The organism is Aestuariivirga sp., assembly GCF_047600585.1.
In the GTDB taxonomy this organism is placed as follows: domain Bacteria; phylum Pseudomonadota; class Alphaproteobacteria; order Rhizobiales; family Aestuariivirgaceae; genus Aestuariivirga.
Map to the genome: position 1 here is coordinate 3,043,910 of NZ_JASGKP010000001.1, position 16,920 is coordinate 3,060,829.

The following is a 16,920-nucleotide window of genomic DNA, read 5'->3' on the forward strand; positions in this document are numbered from 1 at the left end:
CCAGCGTCAAAAAAACCTGGGGCCGGGCATTTCTTTTGCGATAGAACGGCGGCCATGAAGAACACGCCCCACGATCCCGTCGTCATGTTGCAGCAGCTGATCCGCTGCCCCTCCGTCACGCCTGCCGAGGCGGGTGTGCTCACCTTGTTGCAGGGCTGGCTGCAGCCCGCGGGCTTCCGCTGCGAGCGGCTGCCCTTCTCCGACACCGACACGCCCGACGTGGACAATCTCTTCGCCCGCATCGGCACGGGCAGACCGCACCTCTGCTTCGCCGGCCACACCGACGTGGTGCCGCAGGGCGACGAGACGATCTGGACCCATCCGCCCTTTGCCGCGGACATCCGCGACGGGCAGATCTATGGCCGTGGCGCCACCGACATGAAGGGCTCGGTTGCCGCCTTCGCTGCCGCCGCCCTCGACTTCGTGCGGGAGAACCCCGCCTTCAAGGGCTCGATCTCATTCCTCATCACCAACGACGAGGAAGGCCCCGCCATCAACGGTACCACCAAGGTGCTGCAATGGATGAAGGCCAACAACCAGGTGCCCGACCACTGCCTGGTGGGTGAACCCTCCTGCGTCGATCACCTGGGCGACACCATCAAGATCGGGCGGCGCGGCTCCCTGAGCTTCATCGTGCAGGTGGATGGCAAGCAGGGCCATGCCGCCTATCCCCACAAGGCCGACAACCCCGTGCCGAAGCTCGCCCGCCTCGTCGACCGGCTTGCGAGCAAGACCCTCGACAATGGCAATGCTCATTTCGATCCGTCGACGCTCGCCTTCACCAGCTTCGACGTGGGCAATCCGGCGGGGAACGTGATCCCCTCGCGTGCGGTCGCCAAGTTCAACATCCGCTTTTCGACCGAACACCGCTTCCAGTCGCTCAAGGAACTCGTCCAGATGGAGATCGAGGCGGTGCGCAAGGAACTGGGCGGCAAGTGGTACATGCGGGCGATCGAAGGGGCTGACGCCTTCATCACCGAGCCCGGCGAGTTCGTGCAGATTGTTTCGGATGCGGTGAAGGCGGAGACGGGGCGCACGCCCAAGCTCTCCACCTCGGGCGGCACCTCGGATGCGCGCTTCGTCAAGGACTATTGCCCGGTGCTGGAGTTCGGGCCCACCAACGCCACCATCCACCAGACCGACGAGCGCATCTCGGTCGAGGAACTGAAGGCGACGGCGAAGGTCTACCGCCGCATCCTCGATTCCTATTTCAAGGTCTGAAACTCAGTACCCGACGCTGACGAGGTAGAGCCCGTGCGGCGGCGCCACCACGCCGCAGGCGGCACGGTTCTTCGCTTCGAGTGCCTTCTTCAGCTTGATGGGCTGCCACTTGCCCTCGCCCACATACTTGAGCGAGCCCACCATGGAGCGCACCTGATGATGCAGGAAGCTGCGGGCCTCGGCGCGGATCTCGATCTCCTCGCCGTAGCGGGCGACGTCGAAGCGGTCGAGTGTCTTGACCGGCGACTGCGCCTGGCAATCGGCGGCGCGGAAGGTGGTGAAGTCATGCTTGCCGACGAGATATTGTGCGGCCTCGTGCATGGCCTCCGCATCCATCTCCACAGGCACGTGCCAGACCCGGTCCAGATCCAGTGACGGCGGGGCGCGGCGGTTGAGGATGCGGTAGAGATAGCTGCGCTTCACTGCCGAGAAGCGGGCGTGGAAATCCTCGCCCACTTCCTCCGCCTCCAGCACGCTCACCGGATGGGGGCGGACGTTGCCGTTGATGGCATTGCGAAGCACGAAGGGGTCCCACGACTTCGGCAGGTCCACATGGGCCACCTGCTCAATCGCATGCACGCCCGTGTCGGTGCGGCCCGCACCCTGCACGAGAACGGGAACGCCGTGGATGTGTTGAAGCGCCTTCTCCAGCACGCCCTGCACGGTGGCCTGATCGGCCTGCATCTGCCAGCCGAAGAAGCCGGTGCCGTCATATTCGATGGTGAGCTTGTAGCGCGGCATCAGCCCAGCCTCATGCCGGCGGGCACGCTGAGGCCGCGGAGCAGTGCGTCAGCCGTCATCGCGGACTTGCCTTCGCGCTGGACCTCGAGGAAGCGCACGGCCCCCGAACTGCAGGCGATGGAGAGATGATCATCGATCGCCGTGCCCGGAACGGCGGCCCCATCAGCCACCTCGGCCTTCAGCACCTTGACGCGGGCCTTGCCGATCATCGTCCAGGCGCCGGGAAATGGCGAGAGACCGTGGATGTGGTTGCGCACCGTTTCGGCGGGCCAGCCGAAGTCGATCATGGCCTCGGCCTTCTCGATCTTGCGGGCGTAGGTTGCGCCGGTCTCGGGCTGCGGTGTGCCCGGCGCATCAGGCGTCTCGAGCGTCTTGACGATCAGTTTCGCACCCAATGCCGCCAGCCTGTCGTGGAGTTCACCTGCGGTCGTTGTCGCGCTGATCGGCGTCTTCCCCACCAGGAGCATGGGACCAGTGTCGAGACCGGCATCCATGCGCATGATGGTGACGCCTGTTTCAGTATCGCCCGCCATGATCGCCCGCTGAATGGGAGCGGCCCCCCGCCAGCGCGGCAGCAGAGAAGCATGGATGTTGAAGCAGCCGAAGCGCGGTGCCGCGAGCACGGGCTTGGGCAGGAGAAGGCCATAGGCCACCACCACGGCGGCATCGGCCTTCAGCGCAGCAAAGGCCTCCTGCTCCTCCGCCGACTTGAGGGAAACGGGCGTGCGCACCAGGAGACCCATGATCTCGGCGCGGGTGTGCACAGGCGACGGCTTCACGCCATAGCCACGGCCTGCGGGCCGCGGCGGCTGCGAGTAGACGCAGACGATCTCGTGACCGGCGGCGGCAAGGGCCTGCAACGCCGTGGCGGCGAAGTCCGGCGTGCCCATGAAGACGATGCGCATGTGCCTCAGAGCTTCCCCAGCTTGGCGGCCTTCTGGAACTTCTTGATCACCCGGTCGCGCTTGAGCTTCGAGATATGATCGATGAAGAGCACGCCGTTGAGGTGGTCGATCTCGTGTTGAAGGCAGGTGGCGAGAAGGCCCGAGGCCTGCAGCTCCATCGCCTCGTTGTTGCGATCCCGGTAGCGGACGGTGATCTCCTTCGGGCGCTGCACCATCTCGAAATATTCCGGAATGGAGAGGCAGCCCTCCTCGTAGTCCGAGAGCTCGGTGGAGGACGCGACGATCTCCGGATTGGCGACGAAGAGCGGGCGCTTCTCCTCGCCCTCCTTCGAGAGGTCGATCACCAGGGCCCGCACCGGCACGCCGATCTGGATCGCCGCAAGGCCGATGCCCGGGGCGGCATACATCGTCTCCAGCATGTCGTCGAAGAGGGCACGCGTAGCCGCATCCACCTGCGCCACAGGCTTGGAGACCTGTCGCAGTGTCTTTTCGTCAGGAAGCGTGATGATCGGGCGGGTGGTCATGGGGCGGAGATAGTTGGCCCTCCACAAAAGGTCAACAAACGGGGTAGGTTGGCGCCATGAAGGATGTTCCGCCCACCAAATATCCCAGCGTCACGGATCCGGGCATCCGGGCCTTTCTCGCCGAGGGTGAGCGGCTTTATCCCGCGGATGCCGTCTCCTTCACCATGGCGGAACAGCGGGCCTTCTATGACCGCTACTGCGCCCACTTCCGCAAGCCCCGCCCGGCCGGGATTGCGGTTGAGGATTTCAGCGTGGGGCACGTGCCCTGCCGCCGCTACCGTCCGGCTCCCGCAGGCGGCGCTCCGGTGCTTTATCTCCACGGCGGCGGCTATGTGGTGGGCGGTCTCGACAGCCACGACGACATCTGCGCCGAGCTTGCGGCCGGGGCCGCTACCGACGTGATCGCGGTCCATTACCTTCTTGCGCCGGAACATCCCTTTCCCGCCGCCCTGGAGGATGCCTGGGCGGTGATGGCACAGCTTCTGGCCGAAGGGCGTGGCGTGGTGCTGGCGGGCGACAGCGCCGGGGGTAATCTTTCGGCGGCGCTGGCGATCAGGGCCCGTGACGAGGGTGTGGGGCCCATCAAGGGCCAGGTGCTGATCTATCCCGGCCTCGGTGGCGACCACACACAGGGCAGCTACATCACGCAGGCCCATGCACCCGGCCTTTCGACGGCAGACGTGCTCTACTATCGCGATGTCTACAAGGGGGCGCCCCACAAGCTGGCTGAACCCTTGCGGGAAACGGATTTCTCCCGCCTTGCCCCCGCCTTCCTGGTGGCGGCCGGGATCGATCCCCTGCATGACGACTGCCTCGCCTATGCGGAGCGCCTGAAGGCTGCGGGTGTTGCAGTGGAGGTGCGCGACGAGCCTTTGCTGGTGCATGCCTTCCTGCGGGCTCGCCACATAAGCAGGCCTGCCGCGGAAAGCTTCGCCGCAATCGTCCGTGCGCTGAAGGATTTTGCGCGGCGCTGAAGCTTACAGGATGAAGTCGCTGGCGTGGAGGTCGTGGACGCCGGTGAGGATGATCTTGAAATCGGCCCGGCCATCGCCGTTCACGTCGCCCTGGACGAAGGTCTGCGTTGCCGTGGTGGTCACCTGCAGCTTCCCGGCTGCACCCGGCACGAAAGCCGCATTGCCGATGAACTGGAAACCGTCGTCGCTGCCGCCGGTGATGGCGTCGATGGCGCTCAGGTCGATCTTGTCGATGCCGTCCTGGAAGTCGAGGATGGAATCTGCGGCGCGGGTTGTCGACTCGGACACGGCCTTGAAACAGAACACGTCGCTATCCGCGCCACCCGTGAGCCGGTCGGCGCCGATACCGCCGATCAGGGTGTCGTTGCCGGCACCGCCGAAAAGCTTGTCCGCGTTACCGCCGCCCGACAACACGTTGTCGCCGGCCGAGCCCGTGAGCGTGTCGGCGGCAGACCCGCCCGTAAGATTTTCGAAGTTGAGGTAGGTATCCGTGCCGTAAGGCGTCACTTGAGCGGTTGTCACCGAGAGGTCAACAACAACGGCCCTGGTCATGCCATCGAAACTCAGCGTATCGGTTCCATCTCCGCCATCGAGGATATTGCTGCCGGCATTGCCGGTGATGACGTTGTCAAGGCTGTTGCCGGTGGCGTTGATCGCCGCGTTGCCCGTGAGCACGAGATTCTCCACCTCGCCCAGCACATGGGTCCCGTCTGCCAGGCTGAAGCTGATCGAGGACATCACCTTGTCGATGCCATCGGTGCCGGTCTCGTCAACGATGTCGTTGACGTTGTCGACATAGTAGATGTCATTGCCATTGCCGCCCTGCATGGTGTCGGCATCCGTCCCGCCAATAAGGGAGTCGTTGTCGTTTCCGCCGACCAGGGTATCAGCCCCCGCACCGCCATTGAGCGTGTCGTTGCCGTCGCCCCCTTCAAGGCGGTTTGCCGCTGCAGAACCCGTGAGGGTGTCCTTGAAGGCTGAGCCGATAAGGTTCTCGACGTTGATAACCGTGTCGCTGCCGCTGCCGCCCGTCACCTGGCCCGAGGCGGAAGCGAGGCTCAATGTGACACCTGCGGAGGCATCCGCATAGGTGACGGTGTCGTTGCCGTTGCCGCCATTGATGTAGTCGGAGCCGGCACCGCCGTTCAGCAGATCGTCGCCATCCAAGCCGTAGAGTTTGTCGTTGCCGGCGAAACCGTTCATGGTGTCGTCGCCCGCACTTCCGTTGAGCAGATCCGCGAAGGCCGTTCCGTTCAGCAGTGTTGGCGGAGGCGGGGGAGGCGGCGGGGGCCCGCCACCGCCTTCGTACATCTCCTCGAAGCCATAGGCCAGATAGTCGAAGACGTAGCCCAACGTGCCGGAGATATAGAGGATGTCATGGCCCAGACCGCCGCTGAAGGAGGTCAGGATGTCGAGCGTGTCGGCGTAGAACGTGTCATTGCCGTCGCCACCGATCAGGATATCGGCGCCACCCCCACCTGTCAGGATGTCGTCACCGGCGTTGCCGCGCAGTATGTTATCGAGATCATTGCCGGTAATGGTGTCGTTGCCGGAGCCGCCTGCGGCGTTCTCGATGTAACAGTTGTAGGCGATGGCGATGTTCTTCGTCATTCCATCGCAATCGGAATAGGTGCCGGGATTGAGGTCGATGCGCGAATTCGTACTGAAGCCGGACAGATCAAGCCAGTCCTTGCCGCCGGCATCCCAGATCGTCAGGATCGGATGCTTGTTGACGGTGAAATCGAAGATCTGCGGGCGGTCGGTGTTGGAATTGAAGCCGTAGACCGTGTCGCCGGTGCGGGTCGACATCTCGACGCCATAGAGCGCCTGGATGGCGAGAACGTCGTGCAGCATCGGGGTCTGTGCGTAGTAGCTGCGGCCATCGCTGGCAATCCAGTCCGCGCCGGTGTTGTCGGCGTCGAAATACGACATCACCGTGTACTGGATGGTGTCCTGGGAATAGATCGCATCTGAACCGTAGGTCGGGTTGCCGCCGTTGTAGTTGCCCGGGTGATCGAGGCCAAGGGCATGGCCGAGCTCGTGGATGTAGGTGAGGCCACCCCATTGGCCGATCTTGGGGGTCACGAGGTCGTTGGTGCCCCAGCTCGAATTGTAGGTGGGGTTCAGCCACAGCGACCCCGCGATGCCACCCGAACCCGGGAAATAGGCATGGGCATACCCGATCGATTTCGTGGTGTTGCTCATGTTGATCTGGCCGCCAGAGGAAACTTCGACGAAATCGATATTGGCGAGATCATCCCAGAGGCCGAGCGCGAAACGGCCCATGTCCTTCTGGGCAGCGCTGAAGGCGCTGAAACCGTTGCCCTCAGCTCCCGCCCAGCTTGGCTTCGTCGCGGGGAAGGAGAATGTGACGGTGGCGTCAGACCAGCTCAAGCCAGAGCGCGTGAGGTTGCTCACGATCTGAGTATTCGTCCAAACAGCAGGCATCCGTCACTCCGCCAGGGTTTCTGGGCTCAGTTACAGCGCGCTGCGGTTGAGCAAGGTCTAAACGGGATGCTGAAATTTTAGCTAACGGCGCGGCGGAGGCCGATTTACGGATGTTAACCCTAACGGATATTCACCAAACTTGGCGGATGTTGCGGCGAAACTTCCCAGATGGCGTGTGGCAGGCGGTGGTTGCGGGAGACCCGGCTTTTCAGGCATAAGTCCAGCTTCACGCGGAATCCCCATGAGCAAAGACATCAAAGTGGTCAAATCCTTCCCGCGCAAGGTGAAGGAGATCGAGAACCTGTTCATCACCCTGTCGGACGGGACGAAGCTTGCCGCCCGGATTCGGCTTCCCGCCGACGCGGAGAAGAACCCGGTTCCAGCACTTCTCGAGTACCTCCCTTACCGCAAGCGCGACGGCACCATCGTCCGCGACCAACTCACCCATCCCTACTTCGCGGGCCACGGCTATGCCGCCGTGCGCGTCGACATGCGCGGCAACGGCGACAGTGACGGCCTGATGGATGACGAATACACCAGGCAGGAACAGGAAGACTGCCTCGAGGTGATCGCCTGGCTCGCTCGCCAGAAATGGTGCACGGGCAGTGTCGGCATGTTCGGCATCTCGTGGGGCGGCTTCAACGCCCTCCAGGTGGCGGCACTCCGCCCGCCCGCACTCAAGGCCATCGTCTCGCTCTGCTCGACCGACGACCGCTATGAGGACGATGTCCACTACAAGGGCGGCACCGTGATCAACGAGATGCTCGGCTGGGCCGCCACCATGCTCGCCTATTCCTCGCGTCCGCCCGATCCGAAGATCGTCGGCAAGGGCTGGAAGAAGATGTGGATGGACCGGCTCAGGCACGAGCCCTTCCTCGCCATCGACTGGCTGAAGCATCCGCACCGCGACGCCTACTGGAAGCATGGCTCCGTGTGCGAGGACTGGAACAGGATCCAGACACCCACACTTCTCATCGGCGGCTGGAACGATGCCTATTCCAATGCCATCCCGCGCATGATGCGGAACCTGCGCGTGCCGCGCAAAGCCATCATCGGGCCGTGGGCGCACAAGTATCCGCACTTTGCCGTGCCAGGCCCGCGCATCGGCGCGCTGCAGGAAATGCTGCGCTGGTGGGACTTCTATCTGAAGAACATCAACACCGGCGTAACCCAGGATCCGGACTACCGCGTCTTCATGATGGACTCCTACAAGCCCGGCAGCTTCCCGGACGAGATCGGCGGGCGCTGGGTGTCGGAGGCCTTCTGGGGCCACGGCACCGTCGACACGCGCACCTGGAACCTGACGGCGAACGGCATTGCCGCGAAGCCCGGCACGGAGAAAGACCTCAAGGTCTCCTCGAAACAGACCTGCGGCTTTGACGGCGGCGAATACTGCGTCATCTGGCTCGGCCCCGAATTCCCCGGCGACCAGCGCGACGACGATGCTGAATCGATCACCTTCGACACGCCGGAGCTCACCGAGGACCTGGAAATCCTTGGCCAGCCCGCGATCGACCTGCACTTCACCTCCGACAAGCCGGTCGCCCATGTGGCGGTGAGGCTCTGCGATGTCTGGCCGTCGGGCGAGACGACGCGCATCACCTATCACTTGCAGAACCTCTGCATGAAGGACAGCCGCGAGACGCCGAGGCCGCTGGAGCCCGGCAAGCGCAGCCGCATGAAGATCAAGCTCGACGACATCGCCTGGAAAGTGCCCAAGGGCCACCGCCTCAGGGTCTCGATCTCGACCAGCTACTTCCCGATGATGTGGCCGGTGGCCGAAGCGCCGATGCTGACAGTCCATGCCGGGCCTTCGACCCTCTCGCTTCCCATCCGCAAGGCGCAGAAGGACGAGAAGCCGATCACCTTCGCTGCCCCGGAATCGGCCGAGCCCCTGAAGCAGACCGAGGTGAAGGAAGGCTTCCACAAGCGCGAGAAGACCGTCGATCCCAAGACCGGCGAAGTGCGCCTGGAGATCATCGACGACTTCGGCGTGCAGAAGGTCACCTCGCACGGCCTCGAGATCGGCGGGGTTGGCCGCGAGTATTATTCGATCCTGCCGGACGACCCGCTCTCCGCAAAGATGGAGACCCACTGGACCGAAACGCGCAAGCGGGGCCCCTGGTCCATCCGCACCGAGACCAAGGGCCGGCTCACCGCCACCAAGAGCCACTGGGTGTTGTGGGGCGAGATCGTGGCCTATGAAGGAAAGAAGAAGGTTTTCTCCAAGGAATTCAATGAGGAAATCGAACGAAAGCTGCAGTAATCCGGTTATTCCGGGACGCCGTACTCTACCTTCAGGAGAGACGGTGAATGACCGCGTTGGCCCTGAGCATGATGACTGGCGGCAATAGTCCGGACCGCGCCGCCCGCGAACACGCCGAACAACTGGCACGGGTGGCCGCCACGAAGGACCGGCAGGCCTTTGCGGAGCTGTTCGATCACTTTGCCCCGCGGGTGAAGAGCTTCATGATGCGCAAAGGTGCGACGGCCGAACAGGCCGAAGACCTGGTGCAGGAAACCATGATTGCCGTGTGGTCCAAGGCGGCCCTCTATGCCGCCGACCGCGGCTCGGTGGCGACCTGGATCTTCACCATTGCGCGCAACCTGCGCATTGACCGTCTGCGCCGCGAGAAGTCGAACCAGTTCACCGACCTCGACGACTATGACGCTCCTTCCGATGACCCCTCGCAGGACGAAACCCTGCGCCGGATCCAGGAAGACGGCGCAGTCGCCAAGGCGCTGGCCCAGATTCCGCCGGAGCAGCGCGAACTCCTGATCCTGAGCTATGTGGAGGATATGCCGCAGAGTGAAATTGCGGCGCGCCTCCAGATCCCCCTTGGCACGGTAAAGAGCCGCATGAGGCTGGCCTATCGCCGTATGAAGAAAATGCTGGAGACCCTGACGTGAAGATTTCCCACCATCTCGATGAAGCGACGCTGATGGCCTATGCCGCAGGAACGCTGGGAGAAGCACACAGCGTTGTCGTCGCAGCCCATGCCGCCATGTGCGGGGAGTGCCGCGCTGCCATCCGTGCCGCTGAAGCCTTGGGCGGAACGCTGCTGGAAGACCAGGACGGCACGGCTGTGAGCGACACCTGCCGCGCGGCCACTCTTGCCAGCCTCGATGGCGTGGTGCGCACCGCGAAGCCCGCGCCGCGTGTCGCTGGCGAAGTGCCCGCACCCCTCTGCAACCTCATCAACAACCTGCCGCTCTCCGAGATCAAGTGGAAGAGCAAGGCGCCGGGCATCGCCAAGTTTGACATTCCGCTCTCTCCCGGCTCGCGCACCCACCTGCAGCTTCTGCGCATCGCCCCCGGCAAGACGCTGCCCGACCACGGCCATGGCGGCGAGGAACTGACGCTGATCCTGCGCGGCTCCTATTCCGATCATACCGGCCGTTATCTTGCCGGTGACGTGGCCGACCTCGACGAGGACACCGAACACGCGCCGCGCGTTGACTCCGAAGTCGAGTGCATCTGCCTTGTCGCAACCGAAGCGCCGACCCGCTTCAAGTCCTTCTGGGCCCGTCTGGCGCAGCCCTTCGTGGGCATCTGACGGGTGGCGCAGCCCTGGCGCGTCGTCTGGATCACCGGCGCCTCGACAGGGATCGGCGCCGAAGTGGCCCGGCAGCTTGCCGCTGATGGTGTCATTGTCGCCATCTCGGCTCGCAGCGCGGAAAAGCTCAAGGCCGCGGCTGACGCGAACAGCAATCTCAAGCCCTATCCGCTTGACGTCACCGATGCTGCGGCTGTTACGGACTGTTTCGCCAGCATCGAACGTGATCTGGGGCCGGTCGATCTGGTGCTTGCCGCAGCGGGCACCTATTCGCCCGTCTCGCTCGATGACTTTTCGCCCGCACCCTTCCGCACCATGTACGAGATCAACTTTCTGGGCGTGGTGAATGTGCTGACGGCGGTGCTTCCCGCCTTCCGCCAGCGCCGCAAGGGCCACATCTCCTGGATTGCGTCCGTTGCGGGCTATCGCGGCCTGCCGAAGGCCGCTGCCTATGGCCCCACCAAGGCCGCCCTCATCAATCTTGGCGAAAGCCTCAGGCCCGAACTGGAAGCCGATGGCGTTGCCGTGAGCGTCGTCAATCCGGGCTTCGTCAAGACGCCGCTTACCGCCCAGAACGATTTCGAGATGCCCTTCCTGATGGAGGTGGACGAGGCGGCGCGGCGGACGATTGCCGGCCTTGCCTCGGGACGCTTCGAAGTCGCCTATCCCAGCCGCTTCGTCACCATCTTGAAGATCGCCCGGCTTCTGCCCTATCGCATCTACTTCGCGCTCATCCGGAGCGCGGTGTTGAAGCGATAGACCACTTGCCCGAACTTCTGGCCCACATCGGCCTCGCCGCCTCGGCGTTCCTCTCGGCCACCCTGCTCCCCGGCACGTCGGAAGCAGCGCTTCTGGCTGCGGCGGCCAAATGGCCGGATGCCATGCTCAGCCTTTTCCTCGTCGCCACGGTTGCCAACACGCTGGGCTCGATCGTCAACTGGTGGATCGGCAGCCATGCCGAACGCTTTGCTGGTTCCCGCTGGTTTCCGGTCACCCGCGACAAGCTGGAGAAGGCCCAGCACCTGACGCAGCGCTATGGCCTGTGGCTTCTCGCTTTCGCCTGGGTGCCGGTCTTCGGCGACCCGCTGACCCTCGCCGCCGGCGTGATGCGCGTGCCCTTCGTGCCCTTCACCCTGCTGGTGGGTGTCGGAAAGGCGGTGCGCTATGCCCTGCTGCTCTGGGGCCTTGCGATGTTCACCTGATCAGGCGGGTGATCAGACGGGCTTCCGCAGCTTGTAGATGCCGACGTCGATGATGCCCTCGGTGAAGCCGGCCTCGCAGTAGCAGAGGTAGAGCTTCCACAGTTTGCGGAAGCGCTCGTCGAAGCCCATGGTGCTGATCTTCGGCCAGGCATCCTCGAAGCGGTCGTGCCACATCTTCAGGGTGCGGGCATAGGAGAGACCGAAGCATTCCATCTTCTCGAAGATGAGGCCGGCCTTGCGCGTTTGCTCGCGGATGATCTCCTTGGTCAGCAGCATGCCGCCCGGGAAGATGTAGCGCTGGATGAAATCGACGCCGCTGCGATAGGACTCGTAATTCTCCTCGGAGATGGTGATGCCCTGGATCGCCGCCGCACCGCCCGGCTTCAGCCGGTCGAACAGCGTCTTGAAATAATCCGGCCAATGGGCCTCGCCCACCGCCTCGATCATCTCGACCGAGGCGATGCCGTCGAAGGTGCCCTTGGTGTCGCGGTAATCCTCGAAGACCAGTTCCACCTTGCTGTCGAGACCCTGGCGCTTCATCCGCTCCTGGGCGAACTCGAGCTGTTCCTTCGAGAGCGTGATGCCGCGCAGGCGGCCGCCCTTGCGGCCCACCGCCTCGGCCACGCCACCCCAGCCGCAGCCGATCTCGAGGATGGACTTGCCGGGGCCCGCTTCGGCAGCTTCCAGCACCTTCTCGATCTTGCGGTGCTGAGCCGCCTCGAGGCTGTTGCCGGTGCCGTCGAAGACGGCGGAGGAATAGCTCATCGTGTCGTCGAGCCAGAGCTTGTAAAACTCATTGCCGAGATCGTAGTGGGCGGAGATGTTCTCCTTGGAACCATCGCGGGTGTTGTCGCGCAGCTTATGCCAGATCTTGTCGAAGAAGCTGGCGAAGAAGACGCCGGTCGAGGCCTTGTCGAGGGCCGCACGGTTCTGCAGGTAGAAACGGAAGAAGGTGGTGGGATCGCGGCTCTCGATGTCGCCCGCCAGATAGCGTTCGAAGAAGCCGAGCTGGCCGCGCCGGATCGAGGCCCAGATCACCTTGAAGTTCCGCATGTGCAGATCGGCGTCGAGACCCGATCCCTTTTCTCCCAGAACCACCTGCCGCCCCGACGGCAGTGTCAGTTCCAGTGAACCCTTGTACTCCCGTGGCAGCAGACGTCGCGCTGCGGCCACGATGAGATTTCCGAGCAACCCCTCACTCATCTTTCCCCATCCCGCTAGATTGGCCCCTCCTCCTCAGGACGGGGAACGCAGATTGAGGCCCTTCAGCCAAAGTTTCAAGGCCTCCCAGTGAATTCCGCCGACGACGGTCGCCGACTGCAAGGGCAGGCGGAAGAACTGGCCCAGCAGGGCAACGCTCGAGAGGGGGCGGCGTTCCGCCTTGAAATAGGCCTTGAGGACGGGGCCCTCGGCGGTGGTGAGCGAGACGCCGAGCGACAGGGTTTCACCCGGCACCGAGGCGCGAAGACCATAGGAACCCTCGACGCCGTTGAAGGGCGAGACGCGGAAGACCTTCTCGGCCGTGCCGAAGGCGGTGCCCTCGGCAAGCCCCTCGCCCGCGGGCCGGCAGACATAGGTGTGGCGGCCGCCGAAGGTGTTGTGCACCTCGTAGATCATCAGGCGCACCCGCTCTTCGGCATCGACGGCATAATATGTGGTGAGCGGATTGAAGGCGAAGCCGAGGATGCGCGGGTAGGCCAGCATGAAGATGCGCCTCACCTCGCCCGACAAGCCCTCGCGCGCCACGTGACCCCAGACGAAATCGCGGATTGACGTGGCGTCGCCATGATCTCGGTCGTGAATCGAGAAGAGGTTGAAGCGGTTGTAGGAGAGAAGGGCCGGCGTCTCGCCCCGCGCAAGCTGGTCAACATCAACGAAGAGGCTCGCCACCTGATAGGCGAGGTCGTGCACGACGGGCCGCAAGCGGCGGTGCGTGACCGTACCGGCGTAGATGGCGGGCGTGATGCTCATTCCGCCGCAATCGCGAAGGATTGCGGCAGCGGTTGGGCCACCTCCTTCACATGGATGCGGCCGGACGGATCAGCGACGCGCCAGGGCCGGGCCACCCCACCCAGCTGCTCGGCGACGGCAAGGCCCGCCTGGGCGCCGTCCTCATGGAAGCCCGCCCCGAACCAGGCGCCGCAGAACCAGGTGCGCCGCACACCCTGAAGGGACCACAGGTCCTTCTGGGCGGCCAGCGTCTCGGCATTGAAGAGCGGATGGTGATAGGTCCAGGCGCCATCGACGAGGCGGCTTGCGGGTTCGGTCTGCGGATTGAGGGAGACGAAATGCTGCGTCTCGGTCGGCAGCTTCTGGAGGGCATTCATCCAGTAGGTCACCGAGAGGCGCTGGTCGTGGCCGGATTCGTCGCCCCGGTAGTTCCAGGCGGACCAGAAGCGGCGGGTGCGCGGCATCAGGGTCGCGTCGCGGTGGAGGAGCACGCGGTTGACCGAGGTCTTGAAGGGCGAGAGCAGCGCCAACTCATCGGGCGTCGGATCGGCAAGGAGGCGGAGCGCCTGATCGCCGTGGGTGGCAAGGACGACGGCATCGAAGGTCTCGGTGACGCCGCCCGGGAGGATCACGTCGGCGCCCGCGGCGTGGCGGCGGATGCGCTGCACGGGCGTCGAAAGCCGGGCCTGGAAGCGTGACGCCGCGGCGAGGCGCTGGACATATTCCGTGGAGCCGCCGGTGACCGTGGACCAGTCAGGGCGGTGGCCGAGTTCGAAAAGCTTGTGGTTGGCGAAGAAGCGCACGAAGGCCCGCAAGGGATAGGCCGCCACCTCGTCCGGGGTCGAGGACCAGATCGCCCCCGCCATGGGCAGGATGTGGCGGTACATGAAGGTCCGGCCATAACCTTCCTGCTCGAGGAACTGGCCCAGCGTCATGGCCTCCGGCATCAGCGGCGCCTTCTTCTCGGCACTCCGGTAAAAACGGACGAGATCGGCGATCATCCGCCAGTGGCTGGGCGAGGCCCACTGCCGGGCGGTGCCCAGAAGGGTGCCGAGATTGTCGCCTGAATATTCATACCGGCCGTTCTCGGCACTGACCGAGAAGGACATGGCGGTGCTGGTCATGCCGACACCGAGGTGCTCCATCAGCGCCATGAAGTTGGGGTAGGTCCAGCTGTTGCAGACGATGAAGCCGGTATCGACCGGGATCATGCCGCCTGCACTTTTTACGCGTACCGTATGGGCATGCCCGCCGAGGCGGTCCTCGGCCTCGAGCACGGTCACGTCATGGCGCTGCGAAAGAAGCCATGCTGCCGACAGTCCGGCAATGCCGCTGCCGACAACGGCAATGCGAATTTTTTTCACGTGTCCCGACGCCCTGATGTGCAAACGACCTGTTTACGCCGCAAACCGTCATCCCGGATCACCAGCGCTCTTTTCCTTCACATGATAGAGAATTGACGTCAGCACAAGGTCATGCGAGGCTTACGCACAAGTCCGGCAAACGGATGGGCCTCGTTGGAGCCATAAGAAAAATATGTGGGGAGCGGTTTTGCGAAGGAGAGCGGCACAGGGTTGCCGTCTTGCTTGCGCCCATCACTTCCCCCGCACGAACCACCCAAGGATTATGGAGTGAAACATGACTGAATTTGAATACAAACTCGAGCTGGCCAAGAAGGCCGTCACGAAGGGAAAGCTCTCCCGCCGTGACTTCACCAAGTTCGCGCTGGCCGGCGGCCTGTCGCTGACGGTGGCCGACAGCCTGTTCATCCGCGCAGCCCGCGCCGAAGCCAAGCAGGGCGGCCATTTCCGCGTCGGCCTCGGCCACGGCGCCACCACCGACACCTTCGATCCCGCAACCTGGGCCCACGGCATGAACTTCGCCTGGGGCAAGGGCCTGACCGGCGCTCCGCTGGTGCGCATCGACCAGAAGGGCGGTGTCGTCCCCTACCTCGCCGACAGCTTCGAGCCGTCGGACGGCGCCAAGAAGTGGGTCTTCAAGATCAAGAAGGGCGTGACCTTCCACAACGGCAAGGCGCTGACCGCCGATGACGTGGTCGGCACCGTGAACTACCACACCGGCCCCGACTCCAAGTCGCCGGGCAAGGCCTATCTCGCCAACGTCTCCGCAGTGAAGGCCGATGGCGCCGACACGGTGGTGTTCGAACTGAAGGGCGCTGACGCCGACTTCCCCTACAACCTCTCGAACTACCAGTTCCCGATCCTCTCGATCGTCGACGGCAAGCCCGACCTCTCGGGCAACGGTGCCGGCCCCTACGTGCTGGACGGCTTCGAGCCGGGCGTGAAGGTTCACTTCAAGCGCAACCCGAACGCCTTCGCGCCGGGCAACTTCGATGAAGTGACGCAGCTCTCGATCCAGGATCCGGCTGCCCGCACCAACGCCTACCTCGCCGGTGAAGTGGACTTCGCCGACAAGGCCGACCTCAAGACCATCGACATGCTGAAGTCTGCGCCCGACACCGAACTCTACAACGTGTCCGGCTACCAGTACTACAACGCGCCGATGCTGGTGGACACGGCTCCCTTCGACAAGCTCGAAGTGCGCCAGGCCCTGAAGTGGGCGATCAACCGCCAGGAACTCGTCGACAAGGTGCTCTTCGGTTACGGCAAGCCCGGCAACGACTCGCCGATTGCCTCGGCCATGAAGTTCGCCACCAATCCGGAACCGGTCTACACCTATGATCCGGACAAGGCGAAGTCGCTCCTCAAGAAGGCCGGCATGGAAAACCTCAAGGTCAGCATCTCCGCTGCCGACGCCGCCTTCGCCGGCTCCGTCGACACCGCGCTGCTGATGGCCGAACAGGCCAAGGCCGCCGGCGTGACCATCGACGTCGTCCGCGAGCCGAATGACGGCTACTGGGACAACGTCTGGATCAAGAAGCCCTGGTGCCATTGCTACTGGGGTGGCCGTCCGACCGCCGACGCGATGCTCACCGTTTCGCTCGCGGCCGATGCTGCCTGGAACGACACGCGCTGGAAGAACCCGCGCTTCAACGAACTGCTGCCGCAGGCCCGCGCCGAAACGGACGAGGCCAAGCGCGCTGCCATGTACGCTGAAATGCAGCAGCTCATCCACGACGACGGCGGCCAGGTGGTCCTGATGTTCGCCAACTACGTGGGCGCCATGTCGACCAAGATCGGCCACGGCGACTTCAACTCGGACAACGACCACGACGGCGGTTACATGTACGACCGCTGGTGGTTCGTCTGATCCACGCAGATTGCAACCTGCACGCACCCCGCCGGAAACGACGGGGTGTTTTGTTTTGTGGATGTCGCAAATGTTGGAGCCGCTGAGAAAAAGCTCTGGCAATGAGCAAACAGTCTGCTAGCATTTTCCTGACCGGGACGAAGAAGCCCGGACAGGGAAAAGAATTG

The 16,920-nt window shown here is 63.9% G+C and carries 15 protein-coding genes; 8 read left to right on the forward strand and 7 right to left on the reverse strand.

Going from position 1 to position 16,920, the window contains the following annotated elements:
* Nucleotides 1–54: 54 nt before the first annotated feature.
* Nucleotides 55–1,221, forward strand: coding sequence for a succinyl-diaminopimelate desuccinylase (gene dapE / locus QM801_RS15015; RefSeq protein ID WP_415020020.1), 1,167 nt, complete (start codon nucleotides 55–57; stop codon nucleotides 1,219–1,221).
* Nucleotides 1,222–1,224: 3 nt separating this feature from the next.
* Here the strand turns inward: dapE and truA are convergent, their stop codons facing one another.
* From truA to def, 3 genes are read right to left on the reverse strand one after another with little or no spacing between them, the layout of a single operon-like run.
* Nucleotides 1,225–1,962, reverse strand: a complete 738-nt coding sequence (gene truA, locus QM801_RS15020) for a tRNA pseudouridine(38-40) synthase TruA (protein WP_415020021.1) — start codon at nucleotides 1,960–1,962, stop codon at nucleotides 1,225–1,227.
* A complete protein-coding gene (gene fmt / locus QM801_RS15025; protein ID WP_415020022.1) occupies nucleotides 1,962–2,867 on the reverse strand; it encodes a methionyl-tRNA formyltransferase in 906 nt (301 codons plus the stop codon). Before fmt ends, truA begins: the two co-directional genes overlap by 1 nt.
* Nucleotides 2,868–2,872: 5 nt before the next feature.
* The gene (gene def, locus QM801_RS15030; protein WP_415020023.1) at nucleotides 2,873–3,391 is read right to left on the reverse strand and encodes a peptide deformylase; all 519 of its coding nucleotides are present in this window, start codon (nucleotides 3,389–3,391) and stop codon (nucleotides 2,873–2,875) included.
* A 56-nt stretch (nucleotides 3,392–3,447) separates the two neighbouring features.
* Between def and QM801_RS15035 the strand changes: the two genes are divergently transcribed.
* Nucleotides 3,448–4,365: an alpha/beta hydrolase gene (locus QM801_RS15035; RefSeq protein ID WP_415020024.1), complete on the forward strand. Its 918-nt coding sequence runs from the start codon at nucleotides 3,448–3,450 to the stop codon at nucleotides 4,363–4,365.
* A 3-nt stretch (nucleotides 4,366–4,368) separates the two neighbouring features.
* Here the strand turns inward: QM801_RS15035 and QM801_RS15040 are convergent, their stop codons facing one another.
* Nucleotides 4,369–6,783: a M10 family metallopeptidase C-terminal domain-containing protein gene (locus QM801_RS15040; protein WP_415020025.1), complete on the reverse strand. Its 2,415-nt coding sequence runs from the start codon at nucleotides 6,781–6,783 to the stop codon at nucleotides 4,369–4,371.
* Nucleotides 6,784–7,054: 271 nt separating this feature from the next.
* On the opposite strand from QM801_RS15040, the gene QM801_RS15045 reads away from it, so the two are divergent.
* The 5 genes from QM801_RS15045 to QM801_RS15065 are packed head-to-tail and all read left to right on the forward strand — an operon-like array spanning nucleotide 7,055 to nucleotide 11,572.
* Nucleotides 7,055–9,079: a CocE/NonD family hydrolase gene (locus QM801_RS15045; RefSeq protein ID WP_415020026.1), complete on the forward strand. Its 2,025-nt coding sequence runs from the start codon at nucleotides 7,055–7,057 to the stop codon at nucleotides 9,077–9,079.
* A gap of 47 nt (nucleotides 9,080–9,126) precedes the next feature.
* Nucleotides 9,127–9,723, forward strand: a complete 597-nt coding sequence (locus tag QM801_RS15050) for a sigma-70 family RNA polymerase sigma factor (protein WP_415020027.1) — start codon at nucleotides 9,127–9,129, stop codon at nucleotides 9,721–9,723.
* A complete protein-coding gene (locus QM801_RS15055; protein ID WP_415020028.1) occupies nucleotides 9,720–10,370 on the forward strand; it encodes a ChrR family anti-sigma-E factor in 651 nt (216 codons plus the stop codon). The genes QM801_RS15050 and QM801_RS15055 overlap by 4 nt, the downstream gene beginning before the upstream one ends.
* 3 nt (nucleotides 10,371–10,373) lie before the next feature.
* Nucleotides 10,374–11,129 carry an SDR family NAD(P)-dependent oxidoreductase gene (locus tag QM801_RS15060; protein WP_415020029.1) on the forward strand — a complete coding sequence of 252 codons (756 nt, stop codon included), beginning with the start codon at nucleotides 10,374–10,376 and terminating at the stop codon, nucleotides 11,127–11,129.
* Between the two features lie 5 nt (nucleotides 11,130–11,134).
* Nucleotides 11,135–11,572 (forward strand): YqaA family protein, encoded by a 438-nt coding sequence (locus QM801_RS15065; RefSeq protein WP_415020030.1) that lies wholly within the window; start codon nucleotides 11,135–11,137, stop codon nucleotides 11,570–11,572.
* Nucleotides 11,573–11,584: 12 nt separating this feature from the next.
* On the opposite strand, the gene QM801_RS15070 is transcribed toward QM801_RS15065, so the two are convergent.
* From QM801_RS15070 to QM801_RS15080, 3 genes are read right to left on the reverse strand one after another with little or no spacing between them, the layout of a single operon-like run.
* Complete coding sequence (locus tag QM801_RS15070; RefSeq protein WP_415020031.1) at nucleotides 11,585–12,775, reverse strand: class I SAM-dependent methyltransferase; 1,191 nt, start codon at nucleotides 12,773–12,775, stop codon at nucleotides 11,585–11,587.
* A gap of 33 nt (nucleotides 12,776–12,808) precedes the next feature.
* Nucleotides 12,809–13,543, reverse strand: a complete 735-nt coding sequence (locus QM801_RS15075) for a DUF1365 domain-containing protein (RefSeq protein ID WP_415020032.1) — start codon at nucleotides 13,541–13,543, stop codon at nucleotides 12,809–12,811.
* The gene (locus tag QM801_RS15080; RefSeq protein ID WP_415020033.1) at nucleotides 13,540–14,886 is read right to left on the reverse strand and encodes an NAD(P)/FAD-dependent oxidoreductase; all 1,347 of its coding nucleotides are present in this window, start codon (nucleotides 14,884–14,886) and stop codon (nucleotides 13,540–13,542) included. The genes QM801_RS15075 and QM801_RS15080 overlap by 4 nt, the downstream gene beginning before the upstream one ends.
* Nucleotides 14,887–15,160: 274 nt before the next feature.
* Between QM801_RS15080 and QM801_RS15085 the strand changes: the two genes are divergently transcribed.
* The gene (locus QM801_RS15085) at nucleotides 15,161–16,753 is read left to right on the forward strand and encodes an ABC transporter substrate-binding protein (protein ID WP_415020034.1); all 1,593 of its coding nucleotides are present in this window, start codon (nucleotides 15,161–15,163) and stop codon (nucleotides 16,751–16,753) included.
* The last annotated feature ends 167 nt before the right edge of the window (nucleotides 16,754–16,920 follow it).

Bases quoted from the DNA above. Each gene is read 5' to 3' on its own strand.
- dapE (WP_415020020.1), top strand. From the start codon at position 55: ATGAAGAACACGCCCCACGATCCCGTCGTCATGTTGCAGCAGCTGATC.
- truA (WP_415020021.1), bottom strand. From the start codon at position 1,962: ATGCCGCGCTACAAGCTCACCATCGAATATGACGGCACCGGCTTCTTC.
- fmt (WP_415020022.1), bottom strand. From the start codon at position 2,867: ATGCGCATCGTCTTCATGGGCACGCCGGACTTCGCCGCCACGGCGTTG.
- def (WP_415020023.1), bottom strand. From the start codon at position 3,391: ATGACCACCCGCCCGATCATCACGCTTCCTGACGAAAAGACACTGCGA.
- QM801_RS15035 (WP_415020024.1), top strand. From the start codon at position 3,448: ATGAAGGATGTTCCGCCCACCAAATATCCCAGCGTCACGGATCCGGGC.
- QM801_RS15045 (WP_415020026.1), top strand. From the start codon at position 7,055: ATGAGCAAAGACATCAAAGTGGTCAAATCCTTCCCGCGCAAGGTGAAG.
- QM801_RS15050 (WP_415020027.1), top strand. From the start codon at position 9,127: ATGACCGCGTTGGCCCTGAGCATGATGACTGGCGGCAATAGTCCGGAC.
- QM801_RS15070 (WP_415020031.1), bottom strand. From the start codon at position 12,775: ATGAGTGAGGGGTTGCTCGGAAATCTCATCGTGGCCGCAGCGCGACGT.
- QM801_RS15075 (WP_415020032.1), bottom strand. From the start codon at position 13,543: ATGAGCATCACGCCCGCCATCTACGCCGGTACGGTCACGCACCGCCGC.
- QM801_RS15085 (WP_415020034.1), top strand. From the start codon at position 15,161: ATGACTGAATTTGAATACAAACTCGAGCTGGCCAAGAAGGCCGTCACG.